The sequence below is a fragment of the Tianweitania sediminis genome (genome assembly GCF_017813335.1).
GTDB lineage: Bacteria > Pseudomonadota > Alphaproteobacteria > Rhizobiales > Rhizobiaceae > Tianweitania > Tianweitania sediminis.
The window spans coordinates 837,088-856,737 of sequence record NZ_JAGIYY010000001.1 but is presented as its reverse complement, the minus strand read 5'-3'; the positions used below and the strand labels follow the sequence as shown (position 1 = coordinate 856,737).

General features: G+C 62.2%; 19 protein-coding genes. 7 read left to right on the top strand and 12 right to left on the bottom strand.

The window, feature by feature from the left end:
- Nucleotides 1–13 precede the first annotated feature (13 nt).
- A complete protein-coding gene (locus tag J5Y06_RS04075) occupies nt 14–499 on the top strand; it encodes a hypothetical protein (protein ID WP_245247549.1) in 486 nt (161 codons plus the stop codon).
- Here the strand turns inward: J5Y06_RS04075 and J5Y06_RS04070 are convergent.
- From J5Y06_RS04070 to J5Y06_RS04060, 3 genes are all read right to left on the bottom strand, one after another.
- Nucleotides 487–1,128, bottom strand: a complete 642-nt coding sequence (locus J5Y06_RS04070) for a LysE family translocator (protein ID WP_209333802.1) — start codon at nt 1,126–1,128, stop codon at nt 487–489. The genes J5Y06_RS04075 and J5Y06_RS04070 overlap by 13 nt on opposite strands.
- Before the next feature lie 63 nt (nt 1,129–1,191).
- Nucleotides 1,192–2,112: a hypothetical protein gene (locus tag J5Y06_RS04065; RefSeq protein ID WP_209333801.1), complete on the bottom strand. Its 921-nt coding sequence runs from the start codon at nt 2,110–2,112 to the stop codon at nt 1,192–1,194.
- 85 nt (nt 2,113–2,197) lie between these two features.
- Nucleotides 2,198–3,715, bottom strand: coding sequence for a glycosyltransferase family 39 protein (locus tag J5Y06_RS04060; RefSeq protein ID WP_209333800.1), 1,518 nt, complete (start codon nt 3,713–3,715; stop codon nt 2,198–2,200).
- Between the two features lie 102 nt (nt 3,716–3,817).
- Between J5Y06_RS04060 and J5Y06_RS04055 the strand changes: the two genes are divergently transcribed.
- The gene (locus tag J5Y06_RS04055) at nt 3,818–5,047 is read left to right on the top strand and encodes an argininosuccinate synthase (protein ID WP_209333799.1); all 1,230 of its coding nucleotides are present in this window, start codon (nt 3,818–3,820) and stop codon (nt 5,045–5,047) included.
- A gap of 79 nt (nt 5,048–5,126) precedes the next feature.
- Here the strand turns inward: J5Y06_RS04055 and J5Y06_RS04050 are convergent, their stop codons facing one another.
- The gene (locus J5Y06_RS04050) at nt 5,127–5,942 is read right to left on the bottom strand and encodes a lytic murein transglycosylase (RefSeq protein ID WP_209333798.1); all 816 of its coding nucleotides are present in this window, start codon (nt 5,940–5,942) and stop codon (nt 5,127–5,129) included.
- Between the two features lie 336 nt (nt 5,943–6,278).
- Here J5Y06_RS04050 and J5Y06_RS04045 point away from each other — a divergent pair, with 336 nt between their 5' ends.
- From J5Y06_RS04045 to rpsP, 5 genes are all read left to right on the top strand, one after another.
- On the top strand, nt 6,279–7,319 hold the full coding sequence (locus tag J5Y06_RS04045; protein WP_209333797.1) for a zinc-binding metallopeptidase family protein: 1,041 nt from the start codon (nt 6,279–6,281) through the stop codon (nt 7,317–7,319).
- Between the two features lie 104 nt (nt 7,320–7,423).
- Nucleotides 7,424–8,119 carry a DUF1236 domain-containing protein gene (locus J5Y06_RS04040; RefSeq protein ID WP_209333796.1) on the top strand — a complete coding sequence of 232 codons (696 nt, stop codon included), beginning with the start codon at nt 7,424–7,426 and terminating at the stop codon, nt 8,117–8,119.
- A 276-nt stretch (nt 8,120–8,395) separates the two neighbouring features.
- Entirely contained in the window at nt 8,396–9,967 is a 1,572-nt protein-coding gene (gene ffh / locus J5Y06_RS04035; RefSeq protein ID WP_209333795.1) for a signal recognition particle protein, read from the top strand.
- A gap of 10 nt (nt 9,968–9,977) precedes the next feature.
- The gene (locus tag J5Y06_RS04030) at nt 9,978–10,337 is read left to right on the top strand and encodes a chorismate mutase (protein ID WP_209333794.1); all 360 of its coding nucleotides are present in this window, start codon (nt 9,978–9,980) and stop codon (nt 10,335–10,337) included.
- Between the two features lie 60 nt (nt 10,338–10,397).
- Nucleotides 10,398–10,811 (top strand): 30S ribosomal protein S16, encoded by a 414-nt coding sequence (gene rpsP, locus J5Y06_RS04025; RefSeq protein ID WP_209333793.1) that lies wholly within the window; start codon nt 10,398–10,400, stop codon nt 10,809–10,811.
- Nucleotides 10,812–10,885: 74 nt separating this feature from the next.
- Here rpsP and J5Y06_RS04020 read toward each other — a convergent pair whose 3' ends face one another.
- The 8 genes from J5Y06_RS04020 to J5Y06_RS03990 form a co-directional block, all read right to left on the bottom strand.
- Nucleotides 10,886–11,920 (bottom strand): aspartate-semialdehyde dehydrogenase, encoded by a 1,035-nt coding sequence (locus J5Y06_RS04020; RefSeq protein WP_209333792.1) that lies wholly within the window; start codon nt 11,918–11,920, stop codon nt 10,886–10,888.
- A 120-nt stretch (nt 11,921–12,040) separates the two neighbouring features.
- Nucleotides 12,041–12,163 carry a hypothetical protein gene (locus J5Y06_RS23245; RefSeq protein WP_280818992.1) on the bottom strand — a complete coding sequence of 41 codons (123 nt, stop codon included), beginning with the start codon at nt 12,161–12,163 and terminating at the stop codon, nt 12,041–12,043.
- A gap of 88 nt (nt 12,164–12,251) precedes the next feature.
- The gene (gene lpdA / locus J5Y06_RS04015; protein WP_209333791.1) at nt 12,252–13,661 is read right to left on the bottom strand and encodes a dihydrolipoyl dehydrogenase; all 1,410 of its coding nucleotides are present in this window, start codon (nt 13,659–13,661) and stop codon (nt 12,252–12,254) included.
- A gap of 24 nt (nt 13,662–13,685) precedes the next feature.
- Nucleotides 13,686–14,438 carry an SDR family oxidoreductase gene (locus tag J5Y06_RS04010; RefSeq protein WP_209333790.1) on the bottom strand — a complete coding sequence of 251 codons (753 nt, stop codon included), beginning with the start codon at nt 14,436–14,438 and terminating at the stop codon, nt 13,686–13,688.
- On the bottom strand, nt 14,435–14,851 hold the full coding sequence (locus J5Y06_RS04005; protein ID WP_209333789.1) for an MAPEG family protein: 417 nt from the start codon (nt 14,849–14,851) through the stop codon (nt 14,435–14,437). Before J5Y06_RS04005 ends, J5Y06_RS04010 begins: the two co-directional genes overlap by 4 nt.
- Before the next feature lie 75 nt (nt 14,852–14,926).
- The gene (gene odhB / locus J5Y06_RS04000) at nt 14,927–16,246 is read right to left on the bottom strand and encodes a 2-oxoglutarate dehydrogenase complex dihydrolipoyllysine-residue succinyltransferase (RefSeq protein ID WP_209333788.1); all 1,320 of its coding nucleotides are present in this window, start codon (nt 16,244–16,246) and stop codon (nt 14,927–14,929) included.
- 3 nt (nt 16,247–16,249) lie between these two features.
- Entirely contained in the window at nt 16,250–16,585 is a 336-nt protein-coding gene (locus tag J5Y06_RS03995) for a YciI family protein (protein WP_385930851.1), read from the bottom strand.
- Nucleotides 16,586–16,589: 4 nt separating this feature from the next.
- Nucleotides 16,590–19,583 carry a 2-oxoglutarate dehydrogenase E1 component gene (locus tag J5Y06_RS03990; RefSeq protein ID WP_209334366.1) on the bottom strand — a complete coding sequence of 998 codons (2,994 nt, stop codon included), beginning with the start codon at nt 19,581–19,583 and terminating at the stop codon, nt 16,590–16,592.
- Nucleotides 19,584–19,650 lie beyond the last annotated feature (67 nt).

Genomic DNA, 19,650 nt, shown 5'->3' with positions numbered 1-19,650 from the left:
GCTGGCTCGCGCGATGGCGCTTATTGGCCGCTTTGCGGTGATCGTGCTGGGCTACGCCGTTGCGATCACGGCAGCGAGCCTTTTCCTTCATGCTATGGTGGTTCCGGTTCTGGGCTTCACGACCGATGAAGAACAGTGGCTCGCCTTGGGCGGGCTCGTAGTGTCAGTGCCCTTCGTGGCCGTGGTGATCGGCTATTTCGCCTTTCTTCCAGCCGCGTTCGCCATCATCGTGTCGGAGCTTCTCCGCTGGCGCGGCTTCCTGTTCCACGCCTTTGCCGGTGCGATGACGGCGCTGGCTGCAGCCGCGACCTACCGGGCGAATGGCGTTCTGGTGATCGAGGGCTTCGACGCTGCCCAGGCCGCACCCTTGTCGCCTGCAGCCGATGCGGATCTCACGCTGGTGGTGCTGGCCACCGGCATGGTGGCGGGGATCGCCTACTGGATGCTCGCCGGACGCGGTGCGGGCAGTTGGCGCCGGGAGACTGATCAGCGCGCCTGAGCGCTAAGGATCTTGAGCGCAAAGGCAGAAAAGATCCCCGCGAAGAGATAGTCTACGATGCGCGTCACGCGCGGGCTCTTCTTGAGGAGCCCGGCGAAACGATCGGCCGCAATCACCATGGGGATGGTGACCGGCAGTGACAGCGGAATGAACATCAACCCGAGAAAGAACAGCTTGCCGGGCGCGTGCGGATCACTTGCTGAAACGAACTGCGGCAGGAACGTCATGAAAAACAGAATGATCTTTGGGTTCAGGAGATTGATGCTGAGCCCTGTCGCCCAGTTGGACAGCAGGGAGCGCGGCTTGCGCTTGGTTGTGTCTGGCGAAAAGGCCGAGCCCTTGCGGATCGCCTGCACGGCTAGAAACACAAGATAACCGGCACCACCGATCTTCAAGGCAAAGAAAGCTTCCGGCGAGGCCACGATCAGCGCGGACAAGCCGAGCGCGACCAGTGACGTATGGATCACGATGCCGCACATCGCGCCGAACATGCAGGCAAAGCCCGCCGCGCGTCCGTTCGAAAGCGCGCGTCCCACGAACAGGGTCATATCCGGTCCGGGCGTCACCGCGATCACCAGCGTCGCCAATGCGAACTGCAAAAAAATCGACAACTCGGGGAGGAAGGTCATGGCGGCACCAGAAGGAGGCGACGCTTCTTCTAGACGGTTTTCGAAACCCTGAAAACGGCCATGTTATTCCTGTGCGAGCAGACTGGGTTCGACGCCATAACGCTCGTCGTTCCAGCGAAAGGTCGTCAGTTCCGGCTTGCCCTTGAGCGGCACGGACGTGATTGCCGGCCAGCCATCGGATGTCGCCGTGCGGTCGAGATAGGTGGTGCTGCCTTCGTTCTCATAAACAAGCCGCGTGAGCGGGGTGGTGCCGTCGCTGGCAAAGGCCGAAACGTTGCAGCCGCTGCGCCCGAAATACCAGGACGAGCCGCACAACTGTGTGAACAGGAGGCTGCGCTTGCTGTCCAGGAAAACGCGGGATGCTTGAAGGCGCGGCTCCGACGCGGTGGCCAGCTTGAAGGCTGCAATGTCGTCCTTCAGGGCTTCGCGAGCGGCCGCCACCGCCTCGCCCACCGGCGCAAAGGCAACGAGGTCGTAGCCTTCCATGCGGCGCGGGCTGCAGGCCGGAAGAAGGGCGTCGAGCACCCGCTTGGACCCGGTCAACGAGAACTTTGCCGAAGCCGGTCCGGCGGCGCCGCCGACCTCCAGCGCGAGCGTGGTTGCGGCTTGCAGAGGCGCGATCGCTTCATAAGGGAGCGCGAGCGCGATCGTGCCGCCTTGGTGTGACGCAGGCATCGCAAAGGTCGTCCTGCCGATCCCCAACTGGGCTGTTCCGGTTTCCGCAACAGGCGTTGCACCACCGGTGCGCAGGCCTCTCCGCCAATCACGTCCGGTGCGCAGCACAAGCGTCCAGTTCTGTTCCGCGCAGGCAAGGGAAGCGCCGACGATCCCGTATGCCTTGTCGGGAACAGGAAGAATCGCAACGGCACCGGCTCCGGCCGCCTGCCATGCACGCGGGTTGGCGCTCGCCTCCTGATCAACGAAAGCAAGCAGGGAAAAGGCCGCAAGAACCGTCAAGCGAAGCCGCTTGGATACGCATACCATTGTTTGCCCCCGCACCGTGCTGCTCCCCTCGTCCGCTTAAAGATCTCGCCGGAGCGAAACCTAAAGGGGGCGGGTAAAAAGAGCTTTACGGGCGCGTCGAAACGGCAGCGTGGAGCGTGGCATCTGTCACGTTTCCATAGCTGTCGATGATGGGCACTTCCACGGTGGTCAGCGATTGCGGGTCCCGGCCCACCTTTGCGGCCTCCGCCACGAGGCTTCCCGGCATCCCTTCGTCACCCGTCCAGAGATAAACCGTGTCGCGATCAAGAAAGCGCTCCGTGAAGGGAAACTCGGGCATGATCAGCCGGAGCTCCGGGCGCGCGATCCGCAGATTGGCGAGAACAGGGTAATCCGAAATCACCGCCGACTGGATCGGCCCGACCTGATCTTCCAAACGGGCCAGAAGTCCCGCGTAGTCATTTTCATAGCGCGAGCCCGGCAGGCTGGACCGCGTGTTGATTGCCAGCATGAAGGCGACCGCGATCGCCGCACAGAAAAGCACCAGAGGTCCGATGCGCTCCGGGCGCAGGCGATCCACGAAACTTGCAGCAACAAGGCTATAAGGAAAAACAGCGGCAAGCGGCCAGCGTGGCGCGAAGTCGGATGCGCCGGACACGACCGGCGTCAGCGCCATGACGGCGAGCCCTGCGAGGAACATCGCGTGCAAACGCTGCTCGCCGGCACTCATGGGACGCAGAAAACGCCACGGAAAACCTGATGCAGCCCCGGCGACGACGCCAAGGGGCGCAATAAAAACCAGCACCGACACGCAATAGGTCGCCAGCCCGATAAGACGTCCCACCAATGGGTTGGCGTAGGTTTCGAGTTCGAAACGCCCCGACAGGGCAAACAACAGGTCGAGGTGGTTCAACGACCACAAGGCGTGCGGCGCGACGATTGCGGCAAACACCGCCAAGGTCAGGAGCAGCCGCCGGACGGGAAAACATAGCCGCAGTTGGTGCGTGGCGGCCAATCCGACGAGCATGGCGACGACGAGGTAGCCTGCACTGAACTTGGACAACATGGCCAGGCCCGCCAACGCGCTGAAAAGTGCGTGCTCCCAAGCCGGACTTGTCGGGGCGAGGCCGAGGTAAACAAACAACAGCATCGCGCCCGTGCTGAACACAAGAGCGGAATGGGTATAGGCGGTCTGCGCCTGCCACCCGATCTCGGGCATCAGAAACAAGAACAGCATGGCAAGCGTCGATGCCGGGCGGCCGAGCCCGATTCGCCGTGCGCTGCCGTATATGGCGAGGTAGCCGGCGATGAAAAGCAGCGCCTTCAACACATGCTCGGCTGCCAGCGGCGCGGTAATGAACTGCTGAAGCGCCACCAGGAGCCAAGTATAAAGCGGCGGCTGCGAGCGGCCATACCCCCATTGCAGCGCTTGCGCTGTCACCAACTGTTCCGCGCCGTCGAAACTCGCCCCGTTGCGGGTCAGCGTCAGCAGCGTGGCCTGGAGAACGAAATAGCCGACCATGAGGAGGATCGGCCACGGTACGCCCAGCCAACGCCCTTCCAGCAAGGAATGCCAGCGTGCTACCCCGGCCCCATGCGGCTGCGGGTTCGCAGGATCGGAAGCAAAGGCGGGCGGGTTTGGCATGGCGCGGCTTTAACGGCGCGACCCGCTCATGGGAAGAGCGCTTGTGCGTCGGAAGCGTCCTGCTAAAAGAGCCGCGACTTCGCCAATCCCCGGGAAAGCTTCATGTCGAGCAGCAACTACAAGGACGTCAAGAAGGTGGTTCTCGCCTATTCGGGCGGTTTGGACACATCGATCATCCTCAAATGGCTGCAAACCGAGCTTGGCGCGGAGGTTGTGACCTTCACCGCCGACCTGGGCCAGGGCGAGGAACTGGAGCCCGCCCGCAAGAAGGCGGAGATTATGGGCATCAAGGACATCTATATCGAGGATGTGCGCGAGGAATTCGTGCGTGACTTCGTGTTTCCGATGTTCCGCGCCAATGCCGAATATGAGGGCCTGTACCTGCTTGGCACGTCGATTGCCCGACCGCTGATCTCCAAGCGTCTTGTCGAGATCGCCAGAGAAACCGGCGCCGACGCCATCGCCCATGGCGCGACCGGCAAGGGGAACGACCAGGTTCGCTTCGAGCTGTCTGCCTATGCGCTGAACCCGGACATCAAGGTCATTGCGCCGTGGCGCGACTGGACCTTCAAGTCGCGCACGGACCTGCTGCAGTTCGCGCAGGAACACCAGATCCAGGTCACCAAGGACAAGCAGGGCGAGGCGCCCTTCTCGGTGGACGCCAACCTCCTGCACTCATCGTCGGAAGGCAAGGTGCTGGAAGATCCGTGGACCGAAGCGCCGGAATATGTCCACCAGCGCACCGTGTCACCGATGGACGCGCCGGACGAGGTCACGGAAGTCACGATCGGTTTCGCCAAGGGCGATGCCGTGTCGATCAATGGCGAAACGCTGTCGCCGGCCTCGCTCTTGGCCAAGCTCAACGAGCTCGGCCGTGACAACGGCATCGGGCGGCTGGACCTCGTGGAAAACCGCTTCGTCGGCATGAAAAGCCGCGGCGTTTATGAGACGCCGGGCGGCACGATCCTGCTTCAGGCCCATCGCGCCATCGAATCCATCACGCTCGACCGGGGCGCCGCCCATCTCAAGGACGAGCTGATGCCGCGCTATGCCGAGCTGATCTACAATGGCTTCTGGTTCTCGCCGGAACGCGAGATGCTGCAGGCCTTGATCGACAAGAGCCAGGAGCATGTGGAAGGCGAGGTCCGCCTCAAGCTCTACAAGGGCAACGTGATCGTCACCGGCCGCCGGTCCGACAAGTCGCTCTATTCCGACGCGCTCGTGACCTTCGAGGACGATCGCGGCGCCTACGACCAGAAGGACGCTGCCGGCTTTATTCGTTTGAACGCGCTGCGCCTGCGCACGCTCGGCGCCCGCAACCGGCGCGGCTGATCGGGATCACTGGCAGGCCAGCAAGAAAAAAGCCCGGTCGCGAGACCGGGCTTTTCCATTCATGGAGATGAGACGCTGCTTAGCCGTCGATGTCGGCTGCCATCAGGGCAATGGCCTTCTGGTAAACGCCAGCCGCGTTCCAGCCCTGGATCGCCGCATAGTTCGGCTGGCCCTGCTGGTAGCCGGCGCCGGGACGCCAGCCATGTCCGCGCAGGAAGTTGGCCGTGGACGCGAGCGCATCTGCCTTGGAGTTCACCATGTCGATCCGGCCGTCGCCATCGCCGTCCACGCCATAGCGCAGGACGTTCTTGGGCAGAAACTGCGTTTGGCCGATCTCGCCATGCGCCGCACCCTGGGCGGACGCGGTCAGAACACCGCGATCAACGAGCTGAAGCGCAGAATAAAGCTGATCGGTGAAGAACTCGCTACGGCGGCAGTCATAGGCAAGCGTGGCCACAGCCGAAAGCGTGTTCTGGTTTCCGAGAAACGAGCCGAAGCCCGTTTCCATGCCCCAGATGGCAATCAACGGGCCCGCGGGAACGCCGTAGCGCTGCTCGATGGAAGCAAAAAGCTTGGCGTTGGACGCCTTGTGCTTCTTGCCGCGCGCGACGATCGTGGCTGATCCGCGCTTCTGCATAAACTCTTGCAGCGTCAACTTGAACGAATGCTGGTTGCGATCGGCGGCGATTGTCTTGGAAGCGTAGGTCGTTCCGGCCAGCGCGTTCAGAGCGCGGTTGCCAATGCCCTGTGACGCGGCTTCGCGGGAGAACTGCGCCTTCCAGGCTTCAAAGCCGCCGGCGTTGTTGCCGCACTGAGCCGCTTGTGCCTGGCCGCCCATACCCAAGGCGACAGCCGCCACCCCCGCAAAACCAAGCAGCTTTCTCAACAGCGCCATGCAATTCTCCATTGTTGCGGCCGCGACCTGCGCGATCATGTTCGTTTATCTGCAGCGGTGTCGTTAAGATGATCTTTCCAACGACCGCTGGGGGTCGTCCTCGCTCATGCCGGTTTGCAGAAAATCTTGTCGCTGGCAAGTTGAACGAGGCAACACCCGGCTTCTTTCTCGCCAGACCTCATGAATCTGGCGGAAAATTGATCGCGCCCGAAAATCGTTTCGCTCCCGCGTGAGCGGAACACCTACCCCCCGGCCACGTTACGAGGCATGCTGCTGTTCTGCCCACGGCAAAGAGGCGGAGACAGTGACCAGCTTGTTGCTCGGAGCTTCCAGAACATGAAACTCTTCACCTGTCCGCATTGCGGCCAGCGCCTTTATTTCGAAAACTCCCTTTGCTTGAACTGCAACACGCCGGTGGCCTACCACCCGCACCGGGGCGAGTTCGTCGTGGCTGGCGCGGCAGGTGCGCTCATTTGCACGAACGCCGGGGAATGTGACTGCAACTGGGTGGCCGAAGAAAACCTCAATCTCTGCCTCGCGTGCAGTTTGAACCACACGATTCCGGATTTGTCCGTGGAAGGAAATCGCCTCCGCTGGACCAAGCTTGAGATGGCGAAGAAGCGCACCGTCTACACGCTGCTTGCGCTTCACCTTCCGGTTGCGCCCAAAGCGTCGCCGGAGGAGGAAGTCGGCATCGCCTTCGATTTCCTGGGCGATCCCATCGGGCCAGGCCCGGGTGGAGAACGGATCCTCACCGGCCATGACAACGGCCTGATCACACTCAACGTCGCGGAAGCAGATTCCCCCGAGCGCGAAGCCATGAGGGTCGCCATGGGGGAGCGCTACCGCACGCTTCTTGGCCACTTCCGGCATGAACTCGGACATTATTACTGGGATCGCCTGATCCGCGACAACCCGGAACAACTGGCTGCCTTCCGAGACATTTTCGGCGACGAACAGGTCGACTACGCTCAGTCCCTGCAGAACCACTACTCGAACGGTGCACCCACCGGCTGGGCGAATGAGCACATTTCAGCCTATGCGGCCAGCCATCCCTGGGAAGATTGGGCTGAATGCTGGGCGCACTACCTCCACATCGTTGACACGCTCGAGATGGCGGAGGCTTTCAAGGTGCCTTTGGAGCGCCTTGACGTTCCCACACCGCCAGACCCTAACGCAACGGAGTTTCAAGGCGTTCTCAGCCGCTGGATTACCCTTTCAGAGGTCGTGAACTCCATCAACCGCTGCATGGGCTTGGGAGACCTTTACCCCTTCGTGATCTCCCAGCCGGTGGCAAAGAAGCTGACCTTTATCGACGGTCTTCTCAAGCAGACGAGCGGCGTAGCAGCCCAGCATGTGGAACACAGCGCCGCTTAACCACGTGCCAACCCGATCACATCTTTCGTGATCGAGCGGGGGAACGAAGAACCACCCGCTTCGTTCATCCCGCCGAAGGGCGCAACCCAAGGGAATTCCTGATCATGAAGAAACTCACGCTTCTTAGCGCAACGGCCGGCTTTTTGCTCGCAACCGCGGGTGCTTCGCTCGCTCAAACGAGCGTCACCGCAACCACGGACCTCAACGTGCGGTCGGGACCTGGCCCGCAGTATCCAGTGATCGCCTCCATCGGCGCCAATGAACAGGCGACGCTGGAAGGCTGCGCATCCGGCAGCAAGTGGTGCCAGGTGACCGTGGACGGCAAGCCAGGCTGGGCTTACTCCGACTACCTGACAAGCTCGTTCTCGGGCGGCAGCCAGGTCGTCGTCACCGAGCGTCCGGCCGATGCCGTGCCGGTTGTCGAATATGATGAGACTGTTGCAGCAACCAACGCCCAGGGCGGCGGTACCAGCGGTGCGGCAGCAGGCATCGCCACGGGCGCTGTCGCCGGCGCGCTTATCGGCGGCCCGGTTGGGGCAGCCATCGGCGGCGTGGTTGGAGCAACGGCAGGCGGCGTGATCGGCGAAGCCGTCAACCCGACGCCTGTGGTCCGCGAATATGTTGTCCAGAACCAGGTGGAGCCGGTCTACCTCGAAGGCGAGGTTGTGGTGGGCGCAGGCGTTCCTGAAACGGTGGAACTGCGCGAAGTGCCGGATTACGAGTATCGCTACGCCTATATCAATGGCCAGCCGGTTCTGATCGATCCGGGCACGCGCCGCATCGTTTCGGTCGTCCGCTAAGATCGGTCTGATCTCCTTAAAGGCCGTCGGCATCACGCCGGCGGCCTTTTCGTGCAGCGACCTTGACTTCGGCCCTGTCTTCCTGTTGAAGACCCCCTGAATTCCGCGAAGAGGTAGCACTCCAAGCGCCGACCTGGACCAGCTCCAAGCTGGATCCTGGAGGTCAACATCCGGCAGCGCGATGCGCCCCCGGGTGTTTTTCCGCTTTGTCGGTTGTTTGGAAACTGCCCCGCACGCGCTTATCTCAGGGCCTGCCCCGGGAAAAGGAAGACGCGAATGTTTGAAACCCTTCAGGATCGCCTTGGCTCGATCCTCAACGGCCTGACCGGCCGCGGCGCCCTTTCGGATGCCGATGTGACGGCCGCCATGCGGGAAGTGCGTCGCGCCTTGATCGAGGCAGACGTGTCGCTCGACGTCGTGCGCTCCTTTGTCGACAAGGTCCGCACCAAGGCGGTTGGCGCCGAAGTCCTGAAGTCGATCAAGCCCGGCCAGATGGTCGTGAAGATCGTCCATGACGAGCTGGTCGAGATGCTGGGTGCGGAAGGCGTCAGCATCGACTTGAACGCGCCCGCCCCGGTTTTCATCATGATGGTCGGCCTTCAGGGCTCGGGCAAGACCACGACCTCGGCCAAGATCGCCAAGCGGCTGACCGAGCGTCAGGGCAAGAAGGTCCTGATGGCGTCGCTCGATACGCGCCGGCCGGCCGCGCAGGAACAGCTGCGCCAGCTCGGCGAACAAACAAAGGTCACCACGCTGCCGGTGATCGCCGGTCAGTCGCCGGTCGACATCGCCAAGCGCGCCGAACAGGCCGGCCGCCTCGGCGGCTATGACGTCGTGATCCTGGACACCGCCGGCCGTACCCACATTGACGAGCCGCTGATGGTGGAGATGGCCGACATCAAGTCGGCTGCCCGTCCGCACGAAATCCTGCTCGTCGCCGACTCCCTGACCGGTCAGGACGCCGTCAATCTCGCCCGCAACTTCGACGATCGCGTCGGCATCACGGGCCTGGTGCTCACCCGCATGGACGGCGACGGCCGCGGCGGTGCGGCCCTGTCGATGCGCGCCGTCACCGGCAAGCCGATCAAGCTGATCGGCACGGGCGAAAAGATGGATGCGCTGGAAGAATTCTTCCCCAAGCGTATCGCCGATCGCATCCTGGGCATGGGCGATATTGTATCGCTCGTGGAACGCGCTGCCGAAACCATCGACGCGGAAAAAGCCGCGGCAATGGCCAAGAAGATGCAGTCGGGCAAGTTCGACCTGGATGATCTCGCCGATCAACTGCGCCAGATGCAGAAGATGGGCGGTATGGGCGGCATCATGGGGATGATGCCGGGCATGGGGAAGATGAAGGACCAGATCGCGGCGGCCGGCCTCGACGACAAGATGTTCTGCAAGCAGATCGCCATCATCTCGTCGATGACCAAGGCGGAACGCGCCAATCCCGATCTCCTCAAGCACAGCCGCAAGAAGCGCATCGCCGCCGGCTCGGGCACGGATGCCGCGCAGATCAACAAGCTCCTCAAGATGCATCGTCAGATGGCCGACATGATGAAGGCCATGGGCAACAAGAAGGGTGGCATGATGCGCGGCCTCATGGGTGGCATGGCGCAGAAGATGGGGCTGGGCGGCATGATGCCGGGGATGGGCGGCATGCCCGATCTCAGCAAAATGGATCCCAAGCAGCTGGAAGCCCTGCAAAAGCAGGCCGAGGCCGCCGGGCTGGGCAAGGGGCTGGGCGGGATGGGCGGTGGGCTCCCGGGTGGTCTTCCGGGCCTTCCCGGTGGGGGCATGCGCTTGCCGGGTCTGCCGGGCGGCATGCCAGGCCTGCCGAAAAAGAAATAAGGGGGAGCGAATGGGCAGCGAAACAACAACAGCCGAGCAGGACGACGTGGCGCGTGCACGCGAACTGCTGCGCGACCTGCGTGCCTCGATTGACAATTTCGACGCTGCCATCGTTTACCTGCTGGCCGAGCGGTTCCGCGCTACGGAGCAGGTCGGTCGCTTGAAGGCCGCGCACAAGCTGCCCGCCGCCGATCCGACGCGTGAGCGTGAACAGATTGCCCGTCTTCGGACGCTGGCCAAGGATGCGAAATTCAATCCGGATTTCGCGGAGAAGTTCTTGAACTTCATCGTCAAGGAAGTCATCCGCCATCACGAGGCGGTGGCTTCCGGCAGTACCGATGCCGGTCTGGTGCAAAGCGCGCAAAGCTGAGCCGGACCACCATCAACATCAAGCAAGATTACAAGCAACAAGAAGACCTGGAGCAACGAAATGTCCCTCAAGATCCGTTTGGCCCGCGCTGGCTCGAAGAAGCGCCCTTATTACCATATCGTCATCGCCGATGCCCGCTCGCCCCGCGACGGCCGCTTCATCGAGCAGGTCGGCGCCTGGAACCCGATGCTGCCGAAGGACGGTGAGCGCGTGAAGCTCGACGAGGAGCGCCTGCAGCATTGGCTGTCGCATGGCGCCCAGCCGACCGATCGTGTGCTGCGCTTCCTTGATCAGGCTGGCATTGCCAAGCGCGACACGCGCGCCAACCCGACCAAGGCACTGCCGGGCAAGAAGGCTCAGGAACGTCTTGCCGCTGCCAAGCAGGCTGAAGAAGCCGCTGCTGCCAAGAAGGCTGCCGATGAGGCTGCTGCCGCCGAGGCGGCCAATGCACCGGCCGAGGAAGCTGCTTCCTAAGCGGCAACTCGCAGGCGAACGAAAAAGCCGGGCTCGCGCCCGGCTTTTTTGTTTCAGAAGTTGAACCGCTTGGCTCAGGCCGCCTTTTGGCGCGGCGAAATCAGGTTACGCTCCACCAACAGTTCGGCGATCTGAACGGCATTCAAGGCAGCACCCTTGCGCAGGTTGTCAGACACCACCCAAAGGTTCAGCCCGTTGTCCAGCGTGGAATCCTCACGGATGCGGCTGATATAGGTCGCATCTTCGCCGGCGCTTTCGATCGGCGTGATGTAGCCGCCGTCTTCGCGCTTGTCGATCACAAGGCAGCCCGGCGCTTCGCGCAGGATCTCGCGCGCTTCGTCAGCCGAGATCGGCTTTTCGAATTCCAGGTTGATCGCTTCCGAATGGCCTATGAACACGGGAACCCGCACGCAGGTTGCGGTGACCTTGATCTTCGGGTCGAGCATCTTCTTGGTTTCGGCCACCATCTTCCACTCTTCCTTGGTCGTGCCGTCTTCCATGAAGACGTCGATGTGGGGAATGACGTTGAAGGCAATGCGCTTGGTGAATTTCTTCGACTCCACCGGATCGGCGACGAACACGGCCCGCGTTTGCGTGAAGAGTTCGTCCATGCCTTCCTTGCCCGCGCCCGAAACGGACTGGTAGGTCGAAACAACGACGCGCTTGATCGTGGCGTGGTCGTGCAGCGGCTTCAGCGCGACCAGCATCTGCGCGGTCGAGCAGTTCGGGTTCGCGATGATGTTTTTCTTCGCAAAGCCCGCGACCGCATCGGCGTTCACTTCCGGCACGATCAGCGGGACATCCGGATCATAGCGAAACGCGGACGAATTATCGATGACAACGCAGCCCTGCTTGCCGATCTTCGGCGACCATTCCTTCGACACGTTGCCGCCGGCTGACATCAGGCAGATGTCGGTGTCGGAAAAGTCATACTGCTCGAGCGGCCGAACCTTCAGCGTCTTGTCGCCATAAGACACTTCCGTTCCCTGGCTGCGGCGTGACGCGAGCGCAACGACTTCGTCTGCGGGAAAACCGCGCTCTTCCAGGATATTCAGCATTTCGCGGCCCACATTGCCTGTGGCACCAACGATCGCGACCTTGTAACCCATTGAACCTTCTCCTTTTCCTCTCCGCTGGTGCGCCTTGGAAAAACCCGCCGGCCTTTTGCGGGTCCGCCTCGGCTGCTCCCTCCAGGCCTAACCCGGGAGAGGGTGAGCAGGCCGAAGGGATCAGACCGTTTTCGCGGTCGTGGTCGTTTTGGCCGTGGTTTTCGCGGAGATGCGCAGGCAAGCGTCGTCGACCGCGAGGGCGGCGGACGCGTAGGCCATGAATGCCGTGCTGGCGTTGCGCATGAAGGCTCCGGAGACGACTGTGCTTCTACGCACTCTTCGCGCAGAGTCAATCTGCACGAAGAGCGTTGTGGGGGCAGCGTTTCGCTGCTCAGCTATGGATCGTCTTGAAGAAGGTGCCGAGCGCGGCTTCCCGCACGGCTTCCGACATCGTCGGATGCGCATGGCAGGTGCGGGCCAGATCTTCCGACGAACCGCCGAACTCCATCAGCACCGCCGCCTCGTGGATCATCTCACCGGCGCCGAAACCGAGGATATGAACGCCGAGCACGCGATCCGTCTTGGCATCGGCTAGGATCTTCACGAAGCCATCTGTTTGCAGCATGGCGCGGGCACGCCCGTTGGCGGAGAAGTTGAACTTGCCCGCCTTGTACTCGACGCCTGACTTCTTCAGCTCTTCCTCGGTCTTGCCAACCGAAGCCACTTCCGGGTTGGTGTAAACCACGCTCGGGATCACATCATAGTTCACATGGCCATGCTGGCCCGCGAGGATCTCGGCCACTGCAACGCCCTCGTCTTCGCCCTTGTGGGCGAGCATCGGACCGGCAATGACGTCGCCAATGGCGTAGATGCCGTCGACATTGGTTTTGTAGTGGTTGTCGACAGCGACGCGGCCACGCTCGTCGAGCGCAACACCGGCTTCGGCAAGGCCAAGCTTGTCGTGGAACGGCTTGCGGCCGGTGGACACCAGCACACGCTCTGCCTCCATTACTTCCGCTTCCCCACCCTTGGCCGGCTGGAAGGTGACGCGGGCACCCGCACCGCCCTTTTCCACGGCCGTGACGCGTGCGCCGAGCTTGAACTCCATGCCCTGCTTGGAAAGCACCTTCTGGAACTGCTTGGCGACCTCGCCATCGCTGCCGCCGCCAAGCAGCGTGTCGAGATATTCGACCACGGTGACCTTGGCGCCGAGACGCGACCAGACGGAACCCAGCTCGAGGCCGATCACGCCGCCACCCACGACAATCAGGCTTTCCGGCACCTTGGAGAACGACAGGGCGCCGGTGGAGGATACGATGACTTCCTCATCAATCTCGACGGAGACACCGGGGATCCCGGCCACTTCCGAGCCGGTGGCAATCACGATGTTCTTGGCCGCCACCTCCTGCGTTGCGCCGTCCTCGGCCGTTACTTGCACCTTGCCCGTGCCAAGAACCTTGCCGAAGCCGCGATACACGGTGATCTTGTTCTTCTTCATCAAGAACTCCAGGCCCTTGACGTTGGCCGCAACCGTATCGGTCTTGTGAGCGAGCATCGCCGGCAGATCGAGCTCAGGCGCAGGCACCTTGATGCCGAGCTTGGCGAACTCGTGGCCCGCTGCCGAAAACATTTCCGAGGCGTGCAGCATCGCTTTCGAAGGAATGCAGCCGATGTTGATGCAGGTGCCGCCGAAATTCGGGTTCTTCTCAACCACGGCCGTGTCGAGGCCAAGCTGTGCTGCCTTGATCGCGCAGACATAGCCCGCGGGACCGGTCCCGATGATGACGACGTCGTGGCTCATGTGGGTTCCCTTGATCGTAGCGCGTCAGCGTCCGCCGCTGACATTCAGGAAGGCACCCGTCGAATAGGAAGCGCCTTCGGACATGAAATATAAGATCGCGGCGGCCACTTCGTCAGCCCTGCCGGCACGCGCCATCGGCACCAAAGGTGCGACGCGAGCCACGCGGTCGGGCTGGCCGCCGGAGGCGTGGATCTCGGTGTCGATGATCCCCGGTCGTACCGCATTGACGCGAATGCCTTCCGCCACAACTTCCTTTGCAAGGCCGATCGTGATCACGTCGAGCGCCCCCTTGGATGCTGCATAGTCGACATATTCGCCGGGACTGCCGAGCAAGGCTGCGACGGACGACACATTGACGATGGCGCCGCCCTTGCCGCCGTATCGCTTTGACATCCGCTTCACGGCTTCGCGGGCGCAAAGCATGGGACCCACGACGTTGATCGCCATCATGCGCTGGAGGCGCTCGGCGCTCATTTCATCGACGCGCTGCTTGCCGTCCACAACACCCGCATTGTTCACGAAAGCGTCGAGCCGCCCGAAAGCCTGCTGCGTGGTCGCGAAGAGATTGATGATGTCGGCTTCAACGGCCACATCGGCCTGCACGGCGAGGCCGCGGCCACTATGGCTCTCCACCGCCTCAACGACCGCTTCGGCAGCCTGCTTGTTGCGAACATAGCTCAGCGCCACGTCATAGCCAGCAGCAGCCGCCTGGACGGCCGTCGCCGCACCGATGCCGCGCGAACCGCCTGTGATCAGGACAACCGGGCGACCGCTCATGCCGAAACCAGCGCGATGAACATCAGCAGAAGGCCGATCAGCGAGGCCAGCCAAACAACAGAGCGGATATAAGGAATGCCCATCAGGTATAGCGGATAGTAGATGATGCGGGCCAAGAACCAGAGCCACGCACCGAGAAAGCCGGTTGTGGTATCCTGTCCTGCAATCGCCAGTCCGAGCACCAGAAGCACGAAGGCGGGATAGGTTTCTCGGAAATTGAGCGATGCACGTTCAGCGCGCTGAGCCTGTCGCGACGTCGACGTCTTCTGCTCGTCGCGTGGGCTGGCGTTGTAATCAAGCCCGAGGTCCCGCGTGGCAAACATGCCCTGAAGCGCGATGTGAACAAAAAGGAGCAGAACGCTCCAGGCGCCGAGTTGGAGAAATGATTGGGCTGCTTCCGTCAAAACCGGCATAACTCATCCCCTCGCTCGCGGGCCGCCGACGACCGGCGGCCGGACTTCACCTCGAAAGCGTTCCCGCTTCGATCATCAGAGATCCAGAACCAGACGTTCCGGATCTTCCAGGCTTTCCTTGACGCGCACAAGGAAGGTCACCGCTTCCTTCCCGTCCACGATGCGGTGATCATAGGACAGCGCGAGATACATCATCGGCCGGATCACGACTTGCCCGCCGGCAACCACCGGACGCTCCTGGATCTTGTGCATGCCCAGGATGCCGGACTGCGGCGCATTCAGGATCGGCGTCGACATCAGCGAGCCGTAAACGCCCCCGTTGGAGATCGTGAAGGTGCCGCCCTGCATGTCGGACATGCCGAGCTTGCCGTCACGCGCGGCAATGCCCAGGCGACCGATTTCCTTTTCGATCTCGGCGATGGTCATCTGGTCTGCATCGCGCACAACCGGAACAACAAGGCCCTTGTCGGTGCCGACTGCCACGCCGATATGGGCGTAGTTCTTGTAAACGATGTCCGTGCCGTCGATCTCGGCGTTGACTGCCGGGATTTCCTTCAGGGCATGCGTCACGGCCTTGGTGAAGAAGCCCATGAAGCCGAGCTTCACGCCATGCTTCTTTTCGAAAAGGTCCTTGTACTTGGACCGCAGATCCATGACCGGCTTCATGTCCACCTCATTGAAGGTGGTGAGCATGGCCGCGACGTTCTGCGCGTCCTTCAGGCGCTTGGCGATGGTTTGACGCAAACGCGTCATCTTCACCCGCTCTTCGCGCGCCTCCTCGTTGCCGCTTCCTTTCGCGACCCGTGGTGTCTCGGCAGGTTCGGATGCCGCGCCTCGCGACAGGGCATCGATCACATCGCCCTTCATGACCTGGCCGCGCTTGCCGGAACCCTGCACCTGATCGGCCGACAGGTTGTTGTCGGCGAGCATCTTGGCGGCGGAAGGCGCCGGAGGCGTGTCGCGGCGTTCCACCGGACCGGCATCACCGGCCACAGCGGCGGTCTTTTCCGCGGCTTCAGCGGTTGTGGCGGCGCTGCCGGCGCCAGACGCAGAGGCGGTCGATGTGGCCTCACGGCGGCCACCGTAATCGGCTGCGCTTTCGGCCTGCTTCGCACCACTGGGGGCTGCGGCTGCCTTTGGGGCCGCCGTACCGGCGCCGGCAGCGGCGATCTGACCGAGAAGGGCGCCAACGCCCACGGTATCCCCTTCGGCTGCCGTGATTTCCGACAGCGTTCCGGCGGCCGGAGCCGGTACCTCGATGGTCACCTTGTCGGTTTCAAGTTCCAGCAGCGTTTCATCGGCGGCAACGCTGTCGCCCACCTTCTTGAACCACTTGCCGATCGTGGCTTCCGTCACGGATTCGCCAAGGGTCGGAACGCGGATTTCGGTTGCCATAGGTCAGGTCCTGTCTGGGTTGATGGGCGCGAGGGCAGCGGGCGGGTCGCGCAGGATCATGGATGGAATGGGAGAAACTTCGTAGCGGAAGCCAAGCTCGGACAAAACAACCGGATCCTCATCCGCCAGTTGTTCGGCTTGCTTGGCATCCTCCACTTCGACGATGGCGATGCCGAAGGTGCCGGCCGGATCGAACACCGGCCCAACCGCCACGGCAACGCCTGTGTCCGCCGAAGCACGCCAATAGTCGGCATGCTCAGCCATCACCGCAAGCTCCTTTTCACTCGCGCCGAGCGGGAAGTCCGGACGTGGAGGCAGGAGCTTCAGGTGAAAGAACACGATCTTATCCGCCCAACGCGTCTTCCAGGAAGGCCTGCAACTGCGCAAGGTGCTTGGACATCAGGCCTGTTGCCGGCGAGGCAGCGGCCGGACGCCCGGTGTAGCGCACGCGCTGATGCTTGGCGTCGATATGGGCCAGCACCCACTCCAGATACGGATCGATGAACGACCAAGCACCCATGTTCTTGGGCTCTTCCTGGCACCACACCATCTCCGCATTGCGGAAGCGCGACAACTCGTTGATCAGCGCCTTGGCAGGGAACGGATAAAGCTGTTCCACGCGCAGCAGATAGACGTCGTCGATGCCGCGCTTTTCGCGCTCTTCGAAGAGATCATAATAAACCTTGCCCGAGCACAGAACCACGCGACGGATCTTGGAATCCTTCACGAGCTTGATCGGCTGGTCGCCTTCATACTGCGCGTCGTCCCACAGGAGGCGGTGGAACGAGCTTTCGCCCGACAGGTCGGCCAGCGTCGAGACCGCACGCTTGTGGCGCAGCAGCGACTTCGGGGTCATCAGGATCAGCGGCTTGCGGAAATCGCGCTTCAACTGCCGGCGCAGGATGTGGAAATAGTTCGCGGGGGTCGTGCAGTAGGCGACCTGCATATTGTCTTCAGCGCACAACTGCAGCCAGCGCTCGAGGCGAGCCGAGGAGTGCTCGGGGCCTTGACCCTCATAGCCATGCGGCAGCAGGCACACGAGGCCCGACATGCGCAGCCACTTGCGCTCACCGCTGGAAATGAACTGGTCAAACACGACCTGCGCGCCGTTGGCGAAGTCGCCGAACTGCGCTTCCCATAAGGTCAGCGCCCGCGGCTCGGCCAGCGAATAGCCATACTCGAAGCCAAGCACGGCTTCTTCCGAAAGCATCGAGTTGATGACTTCGTAGTTCGCCTGCGCCGCCGACAGGTTGTTGAGCGGGATGTAGCGGGCTTCCTCGCGTTGGTCGTAAAGCACCGAATGACGCTGCGAGAACGTGCCGCGCTCGGAATCTTGGCCGGACAAGCGGATCGGGTTGCCTTCAACGAGAATCGACCCGAACGCGAGCGCTTCGGCGGTCGACCAGTCGATGCCCTCGCCCGTGTCGATCATCTTGCGCCGATTTTCCATGAAGCGCGTGATCGTCTTGTGCGCTTCGAAGTCCTTCGGGATCTCGGTGAGCTTCTTGCCGATGTCCTTCAGCGTCTTGGCGGGAACGGCCGTCTTGCCGCGCCGCTGCTCGTCCTGATTGTCGGCCGTGCGCAAGCCGCTCCATTGGCCATCGAGCCAGTCCGCCTTGTTGGGGCGATAAGCCTGGCCGCTTTCAAACTCCACTTCGAGATGAGCGCGCCAGTCAGCCTTGAGCTTATCGAGCTCCTCGGCCGTGAGGTGGCCCTCGGCAATCAGCTTTTCGCCATATGCCTTCACCACGGTCGAATGACCGCGGATGTTGCGGTACATGATCGGCTGCGTGAATGCCGGCTCGTCACCCTCGTTATGGCCGAAGCGGCGATAACAGAACATGTCCACCACAACCGGCTTCTGGAACTTCATCCGGTATTCGATGGCGATCTTGGTGGCATAAACCACCGCTTCTGGATCATCACCATTCACGTGGAAGATCGGCGCTTCGATCATCTTCGCCACGTCCGACGGATAAGGCGAAGACCGAGAAAAGCGCGGATTGGTCGTGAAGCCGATCTGGTTGTTGATGATGAAATGCAGCGTGCCGCCGACCCGGTGGCCGCGCAGGCCAGACAGGCCAAGAATCTCGGCCACCACGCCTTGGCCCGCAAAGGCCGCATCGCCATGCAGCAGCAGCGGCAGCACCTTGGCGCGCTCTTCCGGCGGCACCATGTCGTGGCTCTTGTTGCGCCCGAAAAGCTGGTCCTGCTTGGCGCGCGCCTTGCCCATCACCACGGGATCGACGATCTCGAGATGCGATGGATTGGCGGTAAGCGACAGGTGAACCTTGTTGCCGTCGAACTCGCGGTCCGACGAGGCACCCAGATGGTACTTCACGTCACCGGAGCCTTCCACGTCGTCGGGCGCATAGGAGCCGCCCTTGAACTCATGGAAGATCGCGCGGTGCGGCTTGCCCATAACCTGCGAAAGCACGTTGAGGCGGCCGCGGTGCGCCATGCCGAGCACAACTTCCTTCAAGCCAAGCTGGCCGCCGCGCTTGATGATCTGCTCCAGCGCCGGGATCAGCGCTTCGCCGCCATCGAGCCCGAAGCGCTTGGTGCCCTTGTACTTGACGTCGATGAACTGCTCGAAACCTTCCGCTTCCACCAGCTTCTGGAGAATCGCCTTCTTGCCGTTTGCGGTGAACTCGACACCCTTGTCCGGCCCTTCGATCCGCTCCTGGATCCAGGCCTTCTCCTCCGGGTTGGAGATGTGCATGAACTCGACGCCCATGGTCGAGCAGTAGGTGCGCTTCAGGATGTCCAGCATCTGGCGCACGGTCGCATATTCGAGACCGAGAACGTTGTCGATGAAGATCGGACGGTCGTAATCGGCTTCCGTGAAGCCGTAGTTTTCGGGCGAAAGCTCGTTGTAGTCCTCGATCGGCTTGGCAATGCCGAGCGGGTCGAGATTGGCATGAAGGTGCCCGCGCATGCGGAAGGCACGAATCATCATGATGGCGCGCACGGAATCGCGCGTCGCCTGGAGGATGTCAGTTTCGGACGTGCTGGGGGCGCTCGAAGCGGCAGTCTTGTCCTTCAGCTTCTTTTCGATGTGCTTCTCGACCGTCCCCCAATTGCCGTCGAGCGCCGAAACGAGCTCGCCATTGGCCTGAACCGGCCAGTTGGGCTTCGTCCAGGAAGCACCCTCGGCATTCTTCGCAACGTCAGCCGCGTTGTCCTTGAGGTCGCCGAAAAAGGCGCGCCATTCGGCAGAAACCGACTGCTGGTCCTCTTGGAAGCGGGCGTAAAGCTGTTCGATGTAATCTGCATTGCCGCCGTAAAGAAACGAGGTGCCGGCGAATTGGTCATTGGCTTGGTCGTTGCGCGCCATGATTGTTGCGGGCATCGTGCCCGCTCTCCTTGTTGTGGCAGCGTGAACCGCCGCTCATGCGAAAGAC

Coding starts and splice junctions, on each gene's coding strand:
- lpdA (WP_209333791.1), bottom strand. CDS start 13,661: ATGAGCCACGACGTCGTCATCATCGGGACCGGTCCCGCGGGCTATGTC.
- J5Y06_RS04070 (WP_209333802.1), bottom strand. CDS start 1,128: ATGACCTTCCTCCCCGAGTTGTCGATTTTTTTGCAGTTCGCATTGGCG.
- J5Y06_RS04040 (WP_209333796.1), top strand. CDS start 7,424: ATGAAGAAACTCACGCTTCTTAGCGCAACGGCCGGCTTTTTGCTCGCA.
- J5Y06_RS04050 (WP_209333798.1), bottom strand. CDS start 5,942: ATGGCGCTGTTGAGAAAGCTGCTTGGTTTTGCGGGGGTGGCGGCTGTC.
- J5Y06_RS04075 (WP_245247549.1), top strand. CDS start 14: ATGGCGCTTATTGGCCGCTTTGCGGTGATCGTGCTGGGCTACGCCGTT.
- odhB (WP_209333788.1), bottom strand. CDS start 16,246: ATGGCAACCGAAATCCGCGTTCCGACCCTTGGCGAATCCGTGACGGAA.
- ffh (WP_209333795.1), top strand. CDS start 8,396: ATGTTTGAAACCCTTCAGGATCGCCTTGGCTCGATCCTCAACGGCCTG.
- J5Y06_RS04020 (WP_209333792.1), bottom strand. CDS start 11,920: ATGGGTTACAAGGTCGCGATCGTTGGTGCCACAGGCAATGTGGGCCGC.
- J5Y06_RS04065 (WP_209333801.1), bottom strand. CDS start 2,112: ATGGTATGCGTATCCAAGCGGCTTCGCTTGACGGTTCTTGCGGCCTTT.
- J5Y06_RS04030 (WP_209333794.1), top strand. CDS start 9,978: ATGGGCAGCGAAACAACAACAGCCGAGCAGGACGACGTGGCGCGTGCA.
- J5Y06_RS04060 (WP_209333800.1), bottom strand. CDS start 3,715: ATGCCAAACCCGCCCGCCTTTGCTTCCGATCCTGCGAACCCGCAGCCG.
- J5Y06_RS04045 (WP_209333797.1), top strand. CDS start 6,279: ATGAAACTCTTCACCTGTCCGCATTGCGGCCAGCGCCTTTATTTCGAA.
- J5Y06_RS04005 (WP_209333789.1), bottom strand. CDS start 14,851: ATGCCGGTTTTGACGGAAGCAGCCCAATCATTTCTCCAACTCGGCGCC.
- J5Y06_RS04010 (WP_209333790.1), bottom strand. CDS start 14,438: ATGAGCGGTCGCCCGGTTGTCCTGATCACAGGCGGTTCGCGCGGCATC.
- J5Y06_RS03990 (WP_209334366.1), bottom strand. CDS start 19,583: ATGGCGCGCAACGACCAAGCCAATGACCAATTCGCCGGCACCTCGTTT.
- J5Y06_RS23245 (WP_280818992.1), bottom strand. CDS start 12,163: ATGCGCAACGCCAGCACGGCATTCATGGCCTACGCGTCCGCCGCCCTC.
- rpsP (WP_209333793.1), top strand. CDS start 10,398: ATGTCCCTCAAGATCCGTTTGGCCCGCGCTGGCTCGAAGAAGCGCCCT.
- J5Y06_RS04055 (WP_209333799.1), top strand. CDS start 3,818: ATGTCGAGCAGCAACTACAAGGACGTCAAGAAGGTGGTTCTCGCCTAT.